At 55.6% G+C, this 17848-nt stretch carries 21 protein-coding genes; 13 read left to right on the forward strand and 8 right to left on the reverse strand.

Annotated elements, in window-relative coordinates; translation table 11 throughout:
* Positions 1-656, forward strand: a 656-nt coding sequence (locus ACR0JI_RS17740) for a GNAT family N-acetyltransferase (RefSeq protein ID WP_480495826.1), incomplete at its 5' end; no start/stop codon positions are given.
* 185 nt (positions 657-841) lie between these two features.
* Positions 842-1474 carry a tyrosine-type recombinase/integrase gene (locus tag ACR0JI_RS17745; protein WP_480495824.1) on the forward strand — a complete coding sequence of 211 codons (633 nt, stop codon included), beginning with the start codon at positions 842-844 and terminating at the stop codon, positions 1472-1474.
* A 443-nt stretch (positions 1475-1917) separates the two neighbouring features.
* Here ACR0JI_RS17745 and ACR0JI_RS17750 read toward each other — a convergent pair whose 3' ends face one another.
* From ACR0JI_RS17750 to ACR0JI_RS17770, 5 genes are all read right to left on the reverse strand, one after another.
* The gene (locus ACR0JI_RS17750; protein ID WP_480495822.1) at positions 1918-3000 is read right to left on the reverse strand and encodes an ABC transporter ATP-binding protein; all 1083 of its coding nucleotides are present in this window, start codon (positions 2998-3000) and stop codon (positions 1918-1920) included.
* Positions 3001-3003: 3 nt separating this feature from the next.
* Positions 3004-4659 carry an alpha-amylase family glycosyl hydrolase gene (locus ACR0JI_RS17755; RefSeq protein ID WP_480495820.1) on the reverse strand — a complete coding sequence of 552 codons (1656 nt, stop codon included), beginning with the start codon at positions 4657-4659 and terminating at the stop codon, positions 3004-3006.
* 9 nt (positions 4660-4668) lie between these two features.
* On the reverse strand, positions 4669-5817 hold the full coding sequence (locus ACR0JI_RS17760) for a carbohydrate ABC transporter permease (protein ID WP_480489052.1): 1149 nt from the start codon (positions 5815-5817) through the stop codon (positions 4669-4671).
* A 3-nt stretch (positions 5818-5820) separates the two neighbouring features.
* On the reverse strand, positions 5821-6828 hold the full coding sequence (locus ACR0JI_RS17765) for a carbohydrate ABC transporter permease (RefSeq protein WP_480495818.1): 1008 nt from the start codon (positions 6826-6828) through the stop codon (positions 5821-5823).
* Between the two features lie 66 nt (positions 6829-6894).
* Positions 6895-8163: an ABC transporter substrate-binding protein gene (locus ACR0JI_RS17770; RefSeq protein ID WP_480495816.1), complete on the reverse strand. Its 1269-nt coding sequence runs from the start codon at positions 8161-8163 to the stop codon at positions 6895-6897.
* A gap of 209 nt (positions 8164-8372) precedes the next feature.
* On the opposite strand from ACR0JI_RS17770, the gene ACR0JI_RS17775 reads away from it, so the two are divergent.
* The 5 genes from ACR0JI_RS17775 (at position 8373) to ACR0JI_RS17795 (ending at position 12448) form a co-directional block, all read left to right on the forward strand.
* Positions 8373-9404 (forward strand): LacI family DNA-binding transcriptional regulator, encoded by a 1032-nt coding sequence (locus ACR0JI_RS17775; protein WP_480495814.1) that lies wholly within the window; start codon positions 8373-8375, stop codon positions 9402-9404.
* A 2-nt stretch (positions 9405-9406) separates the two neighbouring features.
* The gene (locus ACR0JI_RS17780; RefSeq protein WP_480495812.1) at positions 9407-10738 is read left to right on the forward strand and encodes a GH1 family beta-glucosidase; all 1332 of its coding nucleotides are present in this window, start codon (positions 9407-9409) and stop codon (positions 10736-10738) included.
* 300 nt (positions 10739-11038) lie between these two features.
* Positions 11039-11374 carry a metalloregulator ArsR/SmtB family transcription factor gene (locus tag ACR0JI_RS17785; RefSeq protein ID WP_170797342.1) on the forward strand — a complete coding sequence of 112 codons (336 nt, stop codon included), beginning with the start codon at positions 11039-11041 and terminating at the stop codon, positions 11372-11374.
* Positions 11371-11868 (forward strand): SRPBCC family protein, encoded by a 498-nt coding sequence (locus ACR0JI_RS17790; RefSeq protein ID WP_480495810.1) that lies wholly within the window; start codon positions 11371-11373, stop codon positions 11866-11868. Before ACR0JI_RS17785 ends, ACR0JI_RS17790 begins: the two co-directional genes overlap by 4 nt.
* A gap of 1 nt (position 11869) precedes the next feature.
* The gene (locus ACR0JI_RS17795) at positions 11870-12448 is read left to right on the forward strand and encodes a dihydrofolate reductase family protein (protein WP_480495808.1); all 579 of its coding nucleotides are present in this window, start codon (positions 11870-11872) and stop codon (positions 12446-12448) included.
* On the opposite strand, the gene ACR0JI_RS17800 is transcribed toward ACR0JI_RS17795, so the two are convergent.
* Both ACR0JI_RS17800 and ACR0JI_RS17805 read right to left on the reverse strand, forming a co-directional pair.
* A complete protein-coding gene (locus tag ACR0JI_RS17800) occupies positions 12435-12857 on the reverse strand; it encodes a hypothetical protein (RefSeq protein ID WP_480495806.1) in 423 nt (140 codons plus the stop codon). The two genes, ACR0JI_RS17795 and ACR0JI_RS17800, sit on opposite strands and share 14 nt — an antisense overlap.
* A gap of 8 nt (positions 12858-12865) precedes the next feature.
* Positions 12866-13216, reverse strand: coding sequence for a VOC family protein (locus ACR0JI_RS17805; RefSeq protein WP_480495805.1), 351 nt, complete (start codon positions 13214-13216; stop codon positions 12866-12868).
* Positions 13217-13303: 87 nt separating this feature from the next.
* Between ACR0JI_RS17805 and ACR0JI_RS17810 the strand changes: the two genes are divergently transcribed.
* On the forward strand, positions 13304-13741 hold the full coding sequence (locus tag ACR0JI_RS17810) for a winged helix-turn-helix transcriptional regulator (RefSeq protein WP_170797352.1): 438 nt from the start codon (positions 13304-13306) through the stop codon (positions 13739-13741).
* Here ACR0JI_RS17810 and ACR0JI_RS17815 read toward each other — a convergent pair.
* Positions 13727-14080 carry a winged helix-turn-helix transcriptional regulator gene (locus tag ACR0JI_RS17815; protein WP_170797354.1) on the reverse strand — a complete coding sequence of 118 codons (354 nt, stop codon included), beginning with the start codon at positions 14078-14080 and terminating at the stop codon, positions 13727-13729. The genes ACR0JI_RS17810 and ACR0JI_RS17815 overlap by 15 nt on opposite strands.
* Before the next feature lie 116 nt (positions 14081-14196).
* On the opposite strand from ACR0JI_RS17815, the gene ACR0JI_RS17820 reads away from it, so the two are divergent.
* From ACR0JI_RS17820 to ACR0JI_RS17840, 5 genes are all read left to right on the forward strand, one after another.
* Entirely contained in the window at positions 14197-14865 is a 669-nt protein-coding gene (locus ACR0JI_RS17820) for a glutathione S-transferase family protein (RefSeq protein ID WP_480495802.1), read from the forward strand.
* An 11-nt stretch (positions 14866-14876) separates the two neighbouring features.
* Positions 14877-15335 (forward strand): SRPBCC family protein, encoded by a 459-nt coding sequence (locus ACR0JI_RS17825; RefSeq protein ID WP_170797358.1) that lies wholly within the window; start codon positions 14877-14879, stop codon positions 15333-15335.
* 28 nt (positions 15336-15363) lie between these two features.
* Entirely contained in the window at positions 15364-16218 is an 855-nt protein-coding gene (locus ACR0JI_RS17830) for a penicillin-binding transpeptidase domain-containing protein (RefSeq protein ID WP_480495800.1), read from the forward strand.
* Positions 16219-16315: 97 nt separating this feature from the next.
* On the forward strand, positions 16316-17335 hold the full coding sequence (locus ACR0JI_RS17835; protein ID WP_480495798.1) for an IS110 family RNA-guided transposase: 1020 nt from the start codon (positions 16316-16318) through the stop codon (positions 17333-17335).
* A gap of 248 nt (positions 17336-17583) precedes the next feature.
* Entirely contained in the window at positions 17584-17748 is a 165-nt protein-coding gene (locus tag ACR0JI_RS17840) for a hypothetical protein (protein ID WP_480495796.1), read from the forward strand.
* Positions 17749-17848: the final 100 nt, after the last annotated feature.

Consider the following 17848-nt stretch of genomic DNA (forward strand, 5'->3'; position numbering starts at 1 on the left):
CTTCTGAACATGATGCACGGCAAAAGGAACTTCATCTTACTGAATCTGGGCACCAGAAGTTTAGCGAGCTTGTCGACCGGATGGCGCTTGAGGTCCACAAGCGATTGGATGGGGCAGATGCAGGGCGCGTCGCCCGGGCTTTGGAGCAGGCGGTGAGATCATTTGACCTGCCGGGTCCAGTCGAATTTCGCGATTTAACCCCAGGCGACGCCGGATGGGTCGTCAATCGGCACGCCGAGACCTATTACACAGATTATAAATTTGATTACCGCATGGAGATGCTCGTCATGCAAATCCTGGCGGCTTTTTTGCCGATCCAAGGCATTGATGGAAACCGCGCCTTTATTGCTCATAGCGGCGAGACGCGGCTTGGATCAATTTTTTGCATGAGTACAGAAGAACCCGGCGTCGCGAAACTGCGATTATTCTTTCTGGAACCCGAGGCCCGCGGAATGGGCTTGGGCAAGCGTTTAATGACGATCTGTCTGAATCACGCGCGTGCATCAGGGTTCAAACGCATGACGTTAATGACCCACGAGACACAGGTAGTCGCACGCGCGCTCTACGCTAGATTCGGATTTACTTTGACAGAGCGCATTTCCGGGTATCACTTTGGCAGTGAGAGCGTGCAAGAAACCTGGGACCTCACACTTTGATCTCACAACTGGGCTTTGCGCTAAGTGCGGCCGCGCATAGACAACCAGACATTCGCTGCACGGCGTCGCTTGAGCAAAATGGGCTCGTTCCAGACCTCGAATGCGGCGCAGCATCCTGTGATATGTTGCCTCGGTCAACGTCGGGTTGTCGTTGTGGGAGGGCATGGCGGATCGGAGGATCAGTCATGGAAACACCAAACTTACCTGCCATTCGTGCGCTTCGTCCCGCCTGGAACAAAGGACGTATTGTTGGTCAAAAGCGCCCCCTGAAGCCAAAACACGTCTGGGCGATCCGGGTTAGGCTCGAACTCGCTGAGAACCATCGCGATCTGGCACTGTTCAATATGGCGATCGACAGCAAGCTCCGCGGTTGCGACCTGGTGAAGATGAAAGTCGTTGATGTTATGGCGACAGGTCAGATCAAGGAACGGGCGTCGGTCTTACAGAGCAAAACACAGAAACCTGTGCGATTTGAGATATCCGAAGGGACTCGCGCCTCGGTCGAGAAGTGGATGGAAGACGAGGTGATGATCGGCTCCGAGTACCTTTGGCCGGGCCGCTTCCATGAGCGGCTGCACATCTCGACCCGTCAGTATGCTCGAATCGTCCGCGACTGGGTCACGTCGATTGGTCTGGAGGCAAGCGCCTATGGCACGCATTCGATGCGTAGAACCAAGGTCACTCAGATCTACAAGAAGACCGGAAACCTTCGCGCGGTTCAGCTCCTTCTGGGCCACACGAAGATGGACAGTACGGTCCGATACCTCGGTGTCGAACTCGAGGATGCCTTGGCCATCGCTGAAGCCATTGAAATCTAGTGCAGTTGGGTCGCCTACGCGGGCGGCCCAAACTGGTCATTCATCGCCTCTGGCCACGCTGCGGTGCAGCTTCAACGAACCGGCCATTCGCTTAATCTGCGAGATCGACGAGTTGTCCGACGTCTGCCTTGCGGGCAAAGTGAGCAGCGAAGTGACGCACATGATCCGCAAAGGTCAGCTTACGCCCGGAATCTGTCCGTTTCGCCAAGTTGCGGCATTGGCGGCACAAGCAGAGGGTTCGGTACCAACTCTTCGTTCAGTAAGAAACTTTGCAATAGATCCTAGGACACTGGGTAACGAAGATCGAAGAACACTGCGTGTAGTATCACGTCCCTTGGGAAATGAGCGCCTTTGAATGAAATTGTTACTGTCTGCCTCGATCAAAGTCCGAAACGCCATTAACACCAAGACTTCCTGGCCAAAAGTTCGCGACAAAGCCCTCATCATTTCCGCATTGACAAACCATTGTGAAACAGATGCACTTTGCTCGGGTCCGCATTCAATTTGACAGCTTTCCCACGTCGGTTTCGTTCAACGCCAGGAAACTTGGCGACAATATTCTCAGCCCCCGGCTTGCTGGCAAAATACAGCAAGGTCACTTCACCCAGGGCTTCGACAAAATCGACAATGCCGTCCAGAAACCCAGCGGCGTCGTCGGCAACAAAATCCTCGGGCCGTACCCCGATTTTGACCTTCAAACCCATTTGTTCGGGCGTGGTCGAAATGGATGAAACGGCTTTTCCGCCCGCATCGAGTGTGACTTCGGTCAGATCTCCGGTTTTGGAAATTTTGCCAGACAGCAGATTCATAGAGGGTGATCCGATGAACTGCGCCACAAACTCGTTATCCGGCGTTTCGTACAGCTCCAGTGGCGTACCAACCTGCGCGATGCCTTTGTTGGCGAGAACGACTATCCGGCTGGCCAGCGTCATCGCCTCAACCTGATCGTGGGTCACGTAGATCATTGTGCTTTCGGGCATCGCCTCTTTCAGGCGCGCAATCTCGATCCGGGTTGCAACGCGCAGCGCAGCATCGAGGTTCGAAAGCGGTTCGTCGAACAAATAGACCTTGGGGTCTCGCACGATGGCGCGCCCGATAGCGACGCGCTGGCGTTGCCCTCCGGACAGAGCCTTGGGCAGACGATCCAAGAGCGGATCCAGTTGAAGGGTCTGGGCCGCGCGTTCAACGGCGGCATCGATCTCGGCAGCAGGCATCTTGGCGATCTTCAGTGCAAATGCCATGTTCTCGCGCACGGTCAAATGTGGGTAGAGCGCATAGGACTGAAACACCATGGCAATGCCCCTTTGGGCGGGCGGCACATCATTCATGACCTGCCCTTCGATCTCCAAGGTGCCGCCGGTGATCTTTTCCAGCCCGGCAATCATTCGCAACAAGGTTGATTTTCCGCAACCCGATGGACCGACAAAGACGATCAACTCGCCCTTTTCGATGTCCAGATCGATATGCTTCAGAACTTCGATTGGGCCATAGGATTTCGCGACATCCGTAAGTTTGAGTTCTGACATGGTTTACCCCTTGACCTTAGCCATCAGACAAAACTGAGCGGGGTGCAGCGTAACGCTTCCTGCACCGTCGCTACCGCCGAGTTCCCGCCCGATGACCCGCCAATCACCCAAGGGCAAGTCGACCCGCTGAGCTTCCGTTCCAAGGTTGAAAGCACAAAACACCGCTTCAGACGCATCCTCACGCTGGAAAGTCAGCACAGGTCCAACCTGTTTCATGTTGGACTGTGCACCCGTAGTTAGTGCTGGGTGGACGCGGCGCAAGGCGATTGCGCGGCGATAATGGTGCAGCATCGATTGGTCGTTCGCCTCGAGCCGGTCAACGGCTCTTTCCGTTTGGGCCATACTAACAGGCAACCACGGCTCACCGGTGCTAAAGCCTGAATGTTCGTCCTGCGTCGCCCAAACCATTGGCGTGCGACATCCGTCGCGACCCTTGAACTCGGGCCAGAACTCGATGCCATAGGGGTCTTGCAGTTTCTCGAACGGAACATCTGCCTCGAGCAAGCCCAGTTCCTCTCCCTGATACAAACAGGCAGAGCCGCGCAGACACATCATCAGAACCGCGTGCTGGCGAATGGCCGCATCGTTTAGGTCCCAGCGCGAGGCATGACGTTCAACATCATGGTTCGAGAACGCCCAGCATGGCCATGCGTCGCCTGCCTTTTCCTCGAGCTGATCAAAGACCTGCTTTGCATAAGGCGCGGTCAACGCACGCTTTTCCAGAAACTCGAAGGCATAGCACATATGCATTCGTTGATCGCCCGAGGTGTACTGACCAATGATTTCCAGCCCGCGCTGTGCATCACCGACTTCACCCAAACAGGCACGGCCTTCATATTCGTCGGTCAGCGCGCGCAACCTTTCGAGGAAGGCGATATTCTCGGGCTGACTTTTGGAATAAAGGTGATCCTGGTGGTTATAGGGGTTCACCGCAGGCGCAATTGATGCATTACGTTCTTCGACCGGAAGGGCCGGATTGTCCCGCAAATGTTTGTCGTGGAAATAAAAGTTGATCGTGTCCAGGCGAAAACCATCCACGCCCATGTCCAGCCAGAACCGAGCCACATCCAGCAGTGCGTTTTGAACTTCGTTACAGTGAAAGTTCAGGTCTGGCTGCGAACTCAGAAAGTTATGCAGAAAATATTGCAGGCGACGAGGCTCCCACTGCCACGCTGAACCGCCAAAGATAGACAACCAGTTATTGGGCGGTGTGCCGTCCGGTTTAGGGTCGGCCCAAACATACCAGTCGGATTTCGGGTTGTCCCAATCGGCGCGGCTCTCACCGAACCAAGGGTGCTGATCAGATGTGTGTGACAGCACCAAATCGATCATCACTTTCAGACCCTTGTCATGGGCCTGATCGAGTAACTCGCGGAAATCTTCCAACGAGCCGAACATAGGATCCACATCGCGATAATCGCTGACGTCGTAGCCGAAATCCTTCATCGGAGATTTGAAGAAGGGCGAGATCCAGATCGCATCGACCCCCAGATCCGCAATGTAATCCAGACGTTGGGTGATCCCTTTCAAGTCACCGATCCCATCACCATTGCTGTCCTGAAAGCTGCGCGGATAGATCTGATAGATCACGCCACCGCGCCACCACTCTGACTTTGCTTTGGTTGATTTGGAAAGTTCTACAGTGTTCTGCACGTTCATCAGACGCCTCTATTTGACGGATCCGGCCAGCAGGCCACGGACCAGGTATTTTTGCATTGCGAAGAAAACAATCAGTGGAACAATGATCGAAACAAACGCAGCGGTGGCGAGGATTTCCCAGTTGCCCCCTCTTGTACCCAGCAGTTCGACAATTCGATTGGTCATGACGGTGGTTTGACCTGATGCATCAATCAGGAAGACTTTGGCCACCAGAAGGTCGTTCCAGGTCCACAGGAACTGCAGGATCGCGAAAGACGCCAGCGCCGGGAAGCTGAGTGGAAGGATCAGTTTCGTAAAGATCTGGAACTCAGACGCCCCGTCGACCCGCGCGTTCTCGATCAAATCACGTGGCAGACCGGCCATGTAGCTGCGAAGAAGGTAAATCGCCAGCGGCATTCCAAAGCCAGTGTGGGCCATCCAGACACCCAGATACCCTTTGCCGATCCCAATATTAAGATGGAATTTCAGCAAAGGGATCAGTGCGAGCTGAAGCGGAACAACCAAAAGCCCGACAATAGCTGCGATCAGCAACGCGCGGCCCGGGAACTCCATCCACGCCAACGCATAAGCGGCGAACGCCGCAACCAGGATAGGGATGATCGTGGCAGGAATGGTCACTGTGAGAGTATTAAAGAACGCCCGACCCATACTGTCGGTGCTGTTCTCGGCCAAGAGAACCTTGTGGTAATTGTCCAACGTGAACTCGGGTGGAAGTTCTGCACTTACGAAAACACGCGGGCCGCGGCTGCCAGTAAACTCCTCTTCATTTTCCGCTTTGTAGTTCCCGTTTGCATCGACCGTGATAGTCCCGCCACGACGCAATTCCGCTGTCTGACCGGGTTCATACGCATCCACCGCGCGGGAGCTGACACCCCACTTTGAGATCGTAGCTTTCTGCCCTTCGTCGAACAGGTTCCCTTCAATCACATACGTCCCGTTTTTCAGAATTTGCGTATTGGGCACGGCCGTGCGTAGCGTCAGGTTTTGTTCGGACGGGAACAGGGATTTCCACCAGCCACTGGTCGCGATCTGGTCAGCCGTGCGAAAGGATGAGATCAACAATCCCAGTGTCGGTATTACCCAAAGCACCACGAGAAAGAGGACCGAGGCCTGGACGATCCATCTAAGGGCGGGTTTGGTTCCTGCAATATCGCTCATCCCCTACTCCATTTCCCGGCGTGCGTTGCGGATGTTCCAGACCAAGATCGGCGTCACCAGCAACATGATCACCATGGCCGATGCCGAACCCACGCCCCAATCATTGGCGCGGAACATCTTGTCGTACATGTAGTTGGCCAGAACCTGTGTCTCCCACTGGCCATTGGTCATCGCGAAAACGATGTCGAAGACCTTCAGGACCAGAATGGTGATGGTTGTCCAAACAACCAGAATTGTGTTCCAGATTTGAGGCACCTTGATTTTAAAGAATATCTGGAAGGGATTGGCCCCATCCAAAACCGCCGCCTCGACGGTTTCTTCGGGGATGCCGCGCAAAGCGGCGGACAGTATCACCATGGCAAAGCCTGTCTGAATCCAGATCAGGATCCCCATGAGGAAGAAATTGTTCCAGAACGGAATGGTTAGCCAGGTTTGCGGCTCGGCCCCACCAAAGAACAGATAAAGCGCATTCAGAATCCCGATCTGGTCTTGCTCGGCCGGACGCGCATCGTAGATCAGTTTCCAAATGACCGAAGCCCCGACGAAAGAGATCGCCATCGGCATGAAAATCAGGGCTTTTGCGATGTTACCCCAGCGGATCCGATCAGTTAGCTGAGCTGCCAACAGACCAAATGCAGTCGACATTGCAGGGACCACGATCAGCCAGAACAAATTGTTGCGCATGGCTTCCCAGAATTTCGGTTCTGCCACCATCTGGACGTAGTTATCGAGACCAACCCACTTATACCCACCACCGGCGATGCGATCCGTGAGCGACAGGCGCAACGTCTCAACTACCGGATAGGCCAGATATAGGCCAATCGCTACAAGCGCCGGAAGCAAAAACAGCCAAGGCCGGATCATATTCGCGCGGTTGATGTTGCGGCCGGCATTCGGCCCGCGCGCAGGGAACAGAACCTTGTCCAGAAACTGGTTGGACAGAAAGAAATAGCCCACACAGCCCGATACGCCTATGGCGATGGTCAGCAGGCCCTGAATTGCCGGATGCATCATGCTCTCCGTTGCGAAGGGGAAAAGGGGTGGCCTGACGCGCAGACCGCCCGGGTTTTAACGCGCTTAGTCCAGCGAATCCCAGGAAGATTGGATCTCGTCAGCAACTTCCTGAGCGGGCTTTCCACCAGCATAGTCAACCATACCGGTCCAAAATGTGCCGGCCCCTACGCCGCCCGGCATCAGGTCCGAACCATCAAACCGGAAGGTGGTCGCGCCCAGAAGAATGTCGTTCATCTTCTTGAGCGTCGGATCCGAGAACACGGAGGTATCAACGCCTTTGTGCGGCGTCAGGAAGCCGGTCAGGGCCATCCATGTCTCATGTGCTTCGGGGGTCTGCAGATAGGCGATCAGATCATGTGCAGCCGGGCTGTCATTGGTGATTGCCCATAGCGTGCCGGCACCAAGAACCGGGCTACCCAGATCCTTGCTTTCATATGCGGGGAAGTAGAAGAAATCAACATCTTCACCGACAACCGTGCCTTCAGGAAAGAATGCCGGGATGAACGACGCCTGACGGTGCATGTAACATTGTGGTGGCGAACTGAACATGCCCTTTGGACTGTCACGGAAATCGGTCGTTGCGACCGTACCTGCCCCGCCCGCAACATAGTCATCATTGCGTGCAAACGCGCCGAACTCTTCGATGGCAGCGACCACTTTCGGGTCATTGAACTTCATTTCATTGGACACCCAGGCGTCATAGTCCTCGGGCGATTGAGTGCGCAGCATCATGTCTTCGACCCAATCGGTCGCTGGCCAACCGGTCGCACCACCTGAACCCAAACCGATGCACCACGGCGTCTCTCCGTCTGCGACGATCTGATCGGTCAAAGCCTTCAGTTCCTCCATCGTGGTCGGAACTTCGTAACCGGCATCCTCGAAATTCTCAGGCACGTACCAAACAAGGGATTTCACATCTACCTTGTAAAAAAGCCCATAAAGGTGATCCTGCCCTTCGGGCCCCGGAAAAGTGCCCAGATCTACCCAGGATTGTCCAGCTGCGTAATTGTCACGAACCCAATCAGCGGTGCCATCGCCCAACGGTGTCAGAAAACCCGACTTGGCCATATCCGCCGCCAGACCAGGCTGCGGGAAAACGGCTATATTCGGCGCCGAGCCTGCCTCTGCATCAATCCTGATCTGCTGCTCGAAACTATCTGAACCAACATACGCGTAGTCGTGGCCTGTCGCGGCTGCAAAGCCATCCAGAACCGCTTCGACGTTTTCCTGGTCCGGGCCCAACCATGGCCCGAACACGGTAACCTTATCAGCCTGAGCTGTTCCCGCCATCAGGGCGAATGTGGCCACACCTGCGTAAAGCGCGTGTTTCATGAAATCTCCTCCCAGTAATATCTGCGCATTGCAAGATTTTCAAAGCGCTTTGGATGTTGCACTTTATCTGCTGGCAATCAGATTCTGTCAACATATCGTTTTCTACCCCTCAATTATTGCCGCTATTGACCTCTTTGCCAAAACGGGTTGACGGAAGCAAAAAATCACAACAAAACAAGTGAGCATCCATTTGAAGGCGCTTTGAACATATGAACCTAAAGCAGCTCTCTGAGATTCTCGGTCTTTCGCAGACAACGGTCAGTCGCGCGCTGAACGGCTATCCAGAGGTGAACGAGGCGACTCGTGTGCGCGTGCAGGCCGCTGCAGACAAGCATGGCTATCGGCCAAACAGTCGCGCCAAAGGTCTGGCGACTGGCAAGTCCATGGTGATCGGGCACGTCATCCCCAGTTCGTCCCAGCACGAGATGGTGAACCCGATCTTCGGCGACTTTGTCGCCGGCGCTGCGCGGACATACTCTGCGAACGGCTACGACATGATGTTCACCACCGCGGATGACACTTCGATCGAAGGGGCCTATCGCAGCTTGTTTCAGCGCGGGGCCGTGGATGGCGTCGTTTTGCAAGGCCCCAAGGTCAACGAGCGTCGCATCGATCTGCTAAACCGGATGGCGGTACCATTTATCGTACACGGTCGTTCGACCGGGATAGATGCAGAGTATGACTGGATCGATGTGAACAACAAAAGCTCCTTTCGGCGCGCAACACAGTTCCTGATCGACTTGGGTCACCGCCGGATTGCCCTGATTAACGGGCTTGAGGATATGGACTTCGCACAGCGCCGTCGTGCCGGATACCTACAAGCGCTGGAACAGGCGGACTTGATCCCGGACCCACAATTAATGCGCAGCGCCGAAATGACCGAGGTCTACGGCCATCATGAAACCCGCGATATGCTGCAACTGGACGATCCACCAACCGCCATTCTGGCATCCTCGATGATTTCAGCGATTGGTGTGAGGCGGGCGCTGGACGAGGCAGGGCTGCGAATTGGCCGGGATGTCTCGGTCATCGCACATGATGATGACCTCTCTTATCTCAAAAACGGACAGGATGTGCCCATCTTTACAGCAACGCGGTCCTCAGTGCGGCATGCAGGAGAACTGGCCGCCGAGATGTTGATTGAGAGGATCAAATCGCCTGACGATCCGGTCAAGACCAGATTGCTTGAGGCGGAACTGGTTGTTGGCAAATCAACCGGCCCAGCACCCAACAGGATCTGACAATGAAACATACGCGCAGCGATTTCCCCAATGACTTCCATTTCGGAGTCGCCACCTCTGCTTACCAGATCGAAGGTCATGCCCAAGGCGGCGCCGGTTCGACACATTGGGATACGTTTGCAGCGACACCCGGAAATGTAGTGCGGGGAGAAAACGGCGATCTGGCCTGTGATCACCTGAACCGGTTTGAACAGGATCTTGATCTTGTGCGCGACGCGGGATTCGATTGCTATCGCTTCTCAACCAGCTGGGCGCGTGTGATGCCCGAGGGGCGCGGACCTGTTAATCAGGCGGGATTGGATTTTTATGATCGCCTGACCGACGCGCTTTTGGAGCGTGGCATCCGTCCGTGCGCGACACTGTATCACTGGGAACTGCCGTCGCCCCTGGCCGACTTGGGCGGTTGGCGCAACCGGGATATTGCCGGTTGGTTTTCCGATTTCACTGAGGTCATCATGGGACGGATTGGCGACCGCATGTACAGCGTCGCCCCCATCAATGAACCGTGGTGTGTCAGTTGGTTGAGCCATTTCGAAGGGCACCACGCTCCCGGGCTGCGCGATATTCGAGCCACGGCGCGCGCTATGCATCACGTTCTGCTGGCCCATGGTCAGGCCATTCAGACGATGCGTGGGTTGGGCATGTCTAACCTGGGCGGCGTATTCAATCTGGAATGGGCCGAACCCGCCGATGACAGCGCCGAGGCACAACAGGCCGCCGCTCTGTATGACGGAATATACAACCGGTTCTTTCTGGGCGGCGTGTTCAACAAGGCCTATCCCGAGAATGTTCTGGAGGGGCTGGAGCCCCACCTTCCGTCGGGCTGGCAAGATGATTTCGATAACATCGGAGCACCCGTAGACTGGTGCGGACTGAACTACTACACCCGTAAACTTATCGCGCCCGCAGAAACAGCGTGGCCAAGTCTCGCTGAGGTTCCCGGCCCTCTGCCGAAGACCCAAATGGGTTGGGAAATCGACCCCACCGCGCTGAGCAGGTTCCTGATCCGAGCAGCACGTGAATACACCGGCGACCTGCCGATCTTCGTGACTGAAAACGGTATGGCCAGCCCCGAGCGTCAACAAGACGATGACCGTATCGACTATCTGGATCAACACTTGTCGGCAGTCCAGGTCGCCTTGGGCGAAGGGGTTCCGGTTAAGGGGTACTTTGTCTGGTCCCTATTGGACAATTACGAATGGGCCTTGGGGTATGAAAAACGCTTTGGCCTGGTTGATGTAGATTTCAGTTCAATGAAGCGAACTCCGAAAGCGTCTTACTTCGCATGGAAGGACATGCTTGCTGCACGGATCTGTTGCAGAGTTTCTTACTGAACGAAGAGTTGGTACCGAACCCTCTGCTTATGCCGCCAATTCCGCAAATTGACGAAACGGACAGATTCCCGGCCCATTCCTGCCGTTCACCAACCGGTCAAGATGCTGCGATCGCAACCCGCATAGCAGACATTGATAAACCAGTGTCGGGTCAAACGCGATCCTCTCCTGCCCCTGGACGTGCTGGCCATAGATCTCCTGTCAATTGACAATTCTAGAAAGGAGGTTCGGGCAGTCGCCGCATCTATTGAAACGTAATAAACCACTTGTTTAATTAACTAACTAGTATAATAATACCCTATGACCAAAGATGACCGACTAGACGCCGCGTTTTCCGCCCTTGCGCATCCGGCCCGCCGGGCAATTCTGGCACAGCTTGCGCAAGGATCAGCCAGCGTGAACGCCTTGGCAGAGCCGTTTGATATGACCTTGCCTGCCGTGTCGAAACACATTCGGGTGCTGGAACGCGCCGGCCTGATTTCGCGACAGAAGGACGCCCAGTTTCGGCTATGCAAACTCGAAACGGCGCCAATTCAGGAAATCGCAAGTTGGACCGAGAGGTATCGGTCGATTTGGGAGGCACGCTTTGACACGTTGGACACTCTTTTGGCGGACATGAAGGAAAACGAAACATGAGCGAAGAGAACACCTGGGTTCGGATCGAGAGGGTATTTGATGCGCCAATCGATCTTGTGTGGAAACTGTGGACCGATCCGGTCTTGTTCAAACAATGGTACGGCCCAAACGGCATGTCGGTCCCGACAGCCGAGATGGATGTCAGAGTAGGCGGAACCCGCAAAGTCGGCATGGCGATGCAAACACCAGAGCGATCAATGGAAATGTGGTTCACCGGCGTCTACAAAGAGGTCAGCGCGCCTGGTCGCCTCGTCTATACAGAAAGTATGTGCGACGCCGACGGCACCATTATTTCACCGCAGTCGATGGGGATGCCGGAGTCCTTCCCGGACATCACTGAGGTTATCGTCGAGCTCAGTGAGGTGGACGGCAAAACGCGCATGGTCATGGTCCATGTGGGTGTTGGCGAAGGCACCGCTGGCGCTGGAGGTTGGAACCAGGCCTTCGACAAGCTGGCAGCCTTTGCGCAGTCGCTGGGCGATGAGCGGTCATAACATGCGCGAACTTGCGGTTATCACCTTTGTGACTCTGGACGGGGTGATGCAGTCGCCCAGCATGCCCGAGGAAGACCCCTCTGGCGGCTTTACGCAAGGCGGATGGGCAGCCCCCTATTGGGAAGGTGTGATGCCGCATGTTGAACGCGTCGCCATGTCGGAACCTTACGACATCCTTTTTGGGCGCAAGACCTATGACATCTTTGCCGGACACTGGCCAAATGCGCCGCGTTCTGATCTTGGCGATCGGTTAAATGCGGCGCGAAAGTATGTGGCCACCTCGCAGACGCTACCATTGAGTTGGGAAAACTCACACTCGTTGAGCGGCGACGTGGCTGAAGCTGTGCAAGAGTTGAAGGACCAAGACGGGCCGCTGCTTCAAGTCCATGGCAGTTCTGCGTTAATCCAAACACTGCAAGCCCATGATCTGATCGACGAGTTTCGGATCTGGACGTTTCCCGTTGTCGTCGGCACGGGAAAGCGGCTGTTCGAAGGCACCGCTTTGCCACGCGCCTACGCTATGATACGGACTGAATCTCTTGGAGACGGGGTAACTCATCAGTGTCTCAGGCGGACGTGACTGTTGTTCGCCCTGCCCCGCGAAAAATCAAGCCCAGGGCCAGTGCGAACAGGCCGAACTGCAAACACAGATAGAGTGTCTCCATCAAGATGAACGTACCTGCTTGCGGCACGTTTTGCTTGGCCACCAGCGCCAGCACATGGCTTGTCCAGAAAAATAGCCCCAGCAAGGCTGCGAATGTGACTGCCCGCCTTAGACCGCTGCGACCGAACCGAAACATAGGGTAAATGGCTGCCAACACGGCACCCTGGATACCCATCGACGCCAGACCGACAGCGATGTTCGGCTCGCCTTCGAAATATCCGAAGCTCATGTACCTGTCTTTGAACAGGACCAAATGCCAAATGATGGCCAGGGGAAAAACGATCAGAGGATAGGCAGCGGCAGCCAGGATCTGTTGCTTCAACATGTCGGGTCTCATGCCCCCTCGCCCCGCTTCCAAAGAGCCATTGGGCTGCCGCCGGGATCGCGGATGAAACTTGCATCCCCTGCTGGGCCTTTGACGTTTTCGGCAATGATACTGGCACCGCTTTCGCGCGCGCGACCTGTCGCGGCCTCCAGATCATCAACCTCAAAGTAAGGCACCCAGCCGGTGATCCCGTCCATCTCATTGCAAGTGGCGGCGAAGGGCATGTCGCCCCCTTGCTCGGTCAGAAATGTCATCGAGCCGATATCTTTGGGCTGCCATCCAAACATCGATTGCAGGAACACGGTCGTTTCTAGCGGCTTGTTCGTCATGTTGTCGTACCAAACGAAGGGTGCAGGCATTTTTCTCTCCACTTGCATTTTGCAAGTAATTTAATACTTCGGCCACTTGCATATTGCAAGTACATTTCGGTCGCCTATATCTGCATCATGAACTCGAACGAAAAACCTCAATGGAACGGATGCCCCACCCGCTATGCCGCTGGCATCGTCGGCGACAAGTGGTGCTTTCTTTTGCTGAGGGATGTCCTGCTGCACGGCAAGCGCACTTACCGCGAGTTCCTTGCCTCGCCCGAAGGCATCTCGACCAACATCCTTGCGAACCGACTATCCAAGCTTGAAACGCTGGGCATGCTGACCCGCGAAGCCGACCCTCGCAAAGCCAGCAGCGTTTGCTATTTTCCGACACAAAAATCCAAGGATTTTCTACCCGCCTTGGTGTCGATGATGGTTTGGGCGACGCAGTATGACGAGGTCACCGAAGCGCCCGCCTCATTCGCGGAAAGCTTTTCCAACGATCCTGCCGGAACGATCGCTTGGTACGAAGCAGAAATTGACCGCGTCGATCAGGCGTTACGATCCAGCTGACCGATTGACCCACCAGTCGTGCATCGATGTGAACACCGGGGCCAGCGCCAGTCCATCTGCGCTGGCAGAGTATTCAACCCGGGGCGGCACCTCGGCATAGACTTTTCTGGTGACCAGCCCGTCAGCTTCCAACGCGCGAAGCTGGTTGGTCAGCATCGTCTGAGTGATGCCGTCGATGGATTTGCGCAATTCGCCAAAACGCTTGGTGCCCTGAAAGATCAGAATCTGCAGAATAAGCAGCTTCCATTTGCCGCCGATCATCCCGATCACCCGTGGCGCGGGGCATGTGCTTTGGTCGGGAACAGCCGGTTGAACGGCATCAGCAAGGGCCTCGGACATCTTGTTTTCCTCAATAGTATCATTTTCGATAGTATAGCAAAAAATTCTGCCTACTTTTCAGATCATACCGTGGTGGCTATGTCTCTGCAAACACCCACCCACGGAGGAATGTGAGTATGTCCTTGGAAATCTGGACCGTAAGCGGTGCCCCCAGCCCCTGGCGTGCGACCCTTGGAATGGCCTTCAAGGGCCTCGATTATGACGTCCACCTGCTGTCCGCCGCACAAAAAGAGCACAAGTCAGACGCCTACCTTGCCATCAATCCACGCGGCACCGTACCGACCGTGAAAAACGGCGACACGACCCTAAGCCAATCCGTTGCGATCCTGGCTTGGCTGGATCGGGAATACCCGGCCAAACCCTTGTTTGGGGAAACACCGCTGGACGCAGCGATGATCTGGCAGCGCACCATGGAGATTTTCGACTATCTGCCAGATGCCACAAGCGGTGTGCTGTCGCCCATCTTTTTCCAAGGCGCGGATCAAGCGACCGACGACCTGAAAATCGCCAGCGAAAGGCTTCGGTCCGAACTTGCGAACCTAGCCGACATCTTGGCCGAAACCCCATTTCTGTCCGGTGAACGCCCGGGGGCGGCTGACGCTGTGGCCTTTCCCCATGTGCGACTGATCCAACGGGCCATGGAGACGAAGCCAATGATCATGCAAGCGCTTGACTTGCCGGACCTGGCGACCGTGTCGCCTGATATCGCGGATTGGGTTGGGCGGATCGAAACCCTTCCAAATGTCGCCGCAACCTTTCCGCCCCATTGGGCCGAAGCTGCTTAAGGACAACCAAGATGACCGCACCAAGCTATACAAAGTCCATAGACGTCAAGGCATCCGCCTCCACTGCATTCGACGCGGTAACCAGGGGTGTCGCACATTGGTGGACCCGACCCGATCAGCCGCTGAACAACATCGGGGACCGCGCTAAATTCACCTTCCCACCCGGCGTGTCCTATTGGACGTTCGAGTTGACCAGCACTGACCAACCAACACATGTCGAATGGACCTGCGTCGATGCCCTGCACATCCACGAGGGCCAACCCAAAGAGATTGAAACCGAGTGGCTCAACACCAAGGTGCTGTGGCAAATCACCGAACAAGAAGGTGGCTCTAGAATTGAGATGCGGCACCAAGGGCTCACCCCCGACTTGCTATGCTATGATGTTTGTGAGGCGGGCTGGGATATGTTTTTTCTGGGCAGCCTCAAACAATACCTCGACACAGGGCAAGGCAAGCCTCACCAAGGATAATCCGGGCGTGAATTGGAAAGGACTAAGTTTGGCCGCCTCAGATCGCCGCAGAAGCATGAAAGTCCAATTGAAGGCCGCTATTTTTCTGGGCCTTTATGCCGCCGGATGGCTTGCCATTGCGCTGTCGTCGCCGCTCGCAGCCGATGCAGTATATGTCGAGCTCAATGTAACTGCCGGAGGCGGCGAGATTGAAAGCACGACGATTGTGATCAAACGCCTGTCTGATGGCCAGCTTTGGGTCGCAAATCCTGTCCGCGCCCAACAGCAATTTTCGCCAGCCTCCACGTCCAAGATCCCACACAGCTTGATTGCGCTGGAAAATGGATTGGCGACGCCCGAAACTGTGTTTCAGTGGGACAGTGTTCCACGAAGTAACCGCGCATGGAACCACGACCATTCACTCGAATCCGCGTTCCAATACTCGGTGGTTTGGGTCTATCAGGAGATTGCCCGAGCCGGGGGACAGGCTGTGATGGCGCACGGGTTGAAGAGCTTCCAGTACGGAAATGCAGATGTCGGCACCATCGACCAGCTCACCACCTATTGGCTGGACGGAACACTTTCAATCTCGGCGCAGGAACAAGTTGCGTTCCTGTCGAAACTTGCCCTGGAACGGTTGCCACTGTCTAAAACCACCTATGCGGCGGCCAGGAGCATCATGGTAAGCGATTTCCATCCAGATTGGACCATGCGTTCCAAGACCGGTTGGTGGTACAGCAAAACGGATATGGACATCGGATGGTTCGTCGGCTGGCTGGAATGCGCGAGCGATAATTATGTCTTTGCTCTGAACATGGATATGCCAGACACAACATATCTCTCAAAGCGAAAGGCAGTCACGTACCGTGTTCTCCAAGACATCGGGGCCTTTGACTGCGAATAAAGCGGCCCAGAGCGGATGAGGTGGGTGGCTCCTGCTCCACCGGCATCGAATGTGCCAAAGTGCAGTTGTGATTGACTGCTAGGAAAGGAGCCACCCAATGACAGTAAAGACCGTAGGTCTCGATCTGGCCAAGGATGTTTTTCAAGTTCACGGCATTTCGGAGAACGGCCGTGTGATCTTCAATAAAGCCATCAAACGCGCGAAGCTGCTGGCCTTCTTTGAGACACTTCCGCCCTGTGTCGTGGGCATGGAGGCCTGTGGATCGTCCCATCACTGGGACCGCCAGCTGCGCAAACTCGGGCACGATGTAAAGCTGATGCCTGCTGGCTACGTCAAACCCTACGTGAAGCGCGGCAAGAATGACGCCGTCGATGCGGAAGCGATCTGCGAAGCCGTTCGTCGCCCGACCATGCGGTTTGTCGAGATCAAGACGGAGGAGCAGCAAGCCATTCTGTCGATCCACCGCACGCGGGATCTGGCAGTCCGGCAACGTACACAGATGGCCAACATGATCCGCAGCCTGCTGCGCGAGTTTGGGCACATTTTGCCGATTGGGATCGAAGCAGTGACCGCTTTTGCAAAGCGTCACCTGAATGGCGACCACCCGGACATGCCTGAGATTGCGAACGGCATGCTCGGTATCCAGTGCTATCAGTTCATCGGCCTGAACGAGCGCATCGAAGGTTATTCCAAGATGATCGAGCAACACGCAATGCTGAGCGCAGATGCGCGCAGGCTGATGCGCATGCCGGGGATCGGGCCAATCACAGCCTCTGCGATTGTTGCGACAATCGGTGACGCCCATCAGTTCCGAACAGGAAGAGATCTCGCCGCTTGGCTGGGGCTCACCCCGCTCAACAAATCCAGCGGCGGCAAAGAGAAGCTGGGCAAGATCACCGAGAAAGGCGACCGCTACATTCGCAAGCTGTTGGTCGTCAGCATGACATCACGTGCAGTCATGGCGAAGCGCGCGCCGGAGAAGGTCGATCTTTGGACGGCGAAGATCATCGCGGACAAGCCGTTCCGGCTGGCAACCACCGCCATGGCCAACAAGGCCGCCAGGATCATTTGGGCCATGCTCACGAAGAAACAGGAATATCGGCAGCCCGCGTTTTGAACCGCTAACTGCCCACGAGATGCAAGACGTTGAAGTGATGATGCGGAAGTAAGTCAACCAAGAGCAAGGACACTCCGGGAAGGTCAGCGGCCTCTTCAAAGGTCGATAAGCCGATTGGAACCTCGCTCGCGGAATTCATCAAGGCCAGCGGAACACCTCCGCAAAAACAGGCCGGACAGACGACGGTACTGACGAAAACAACCGCAGAAATCGACAGAAAACTCTTGCAATGCAGGAGCCACCCACAGATGCCCTTGGCCATCAGATCAAAATGCTGCACTCGCGCCCGCATAGCGGACATTGCCCCAAAAGCGCAGCATTTCGGCATGCTGGATGACTGCAACGCGGGACAGAGCCGCCTTTTGCTGGCGCTGCCAATGCTGGCGCAGAATACCCTCGCACTTGCTGCATGATATGTTCTGCGATACAGCTTATGTCGCCGAACCGGCCATTGATCGTCGTCGTCAAGGCCCAAATTCAGACCGTCTTTTCACGGCGGTCTGTCTTAACAAT

The sequence above is a fragment of the Ruegeria sp. N10 genome (assembly GCF_056531545.1).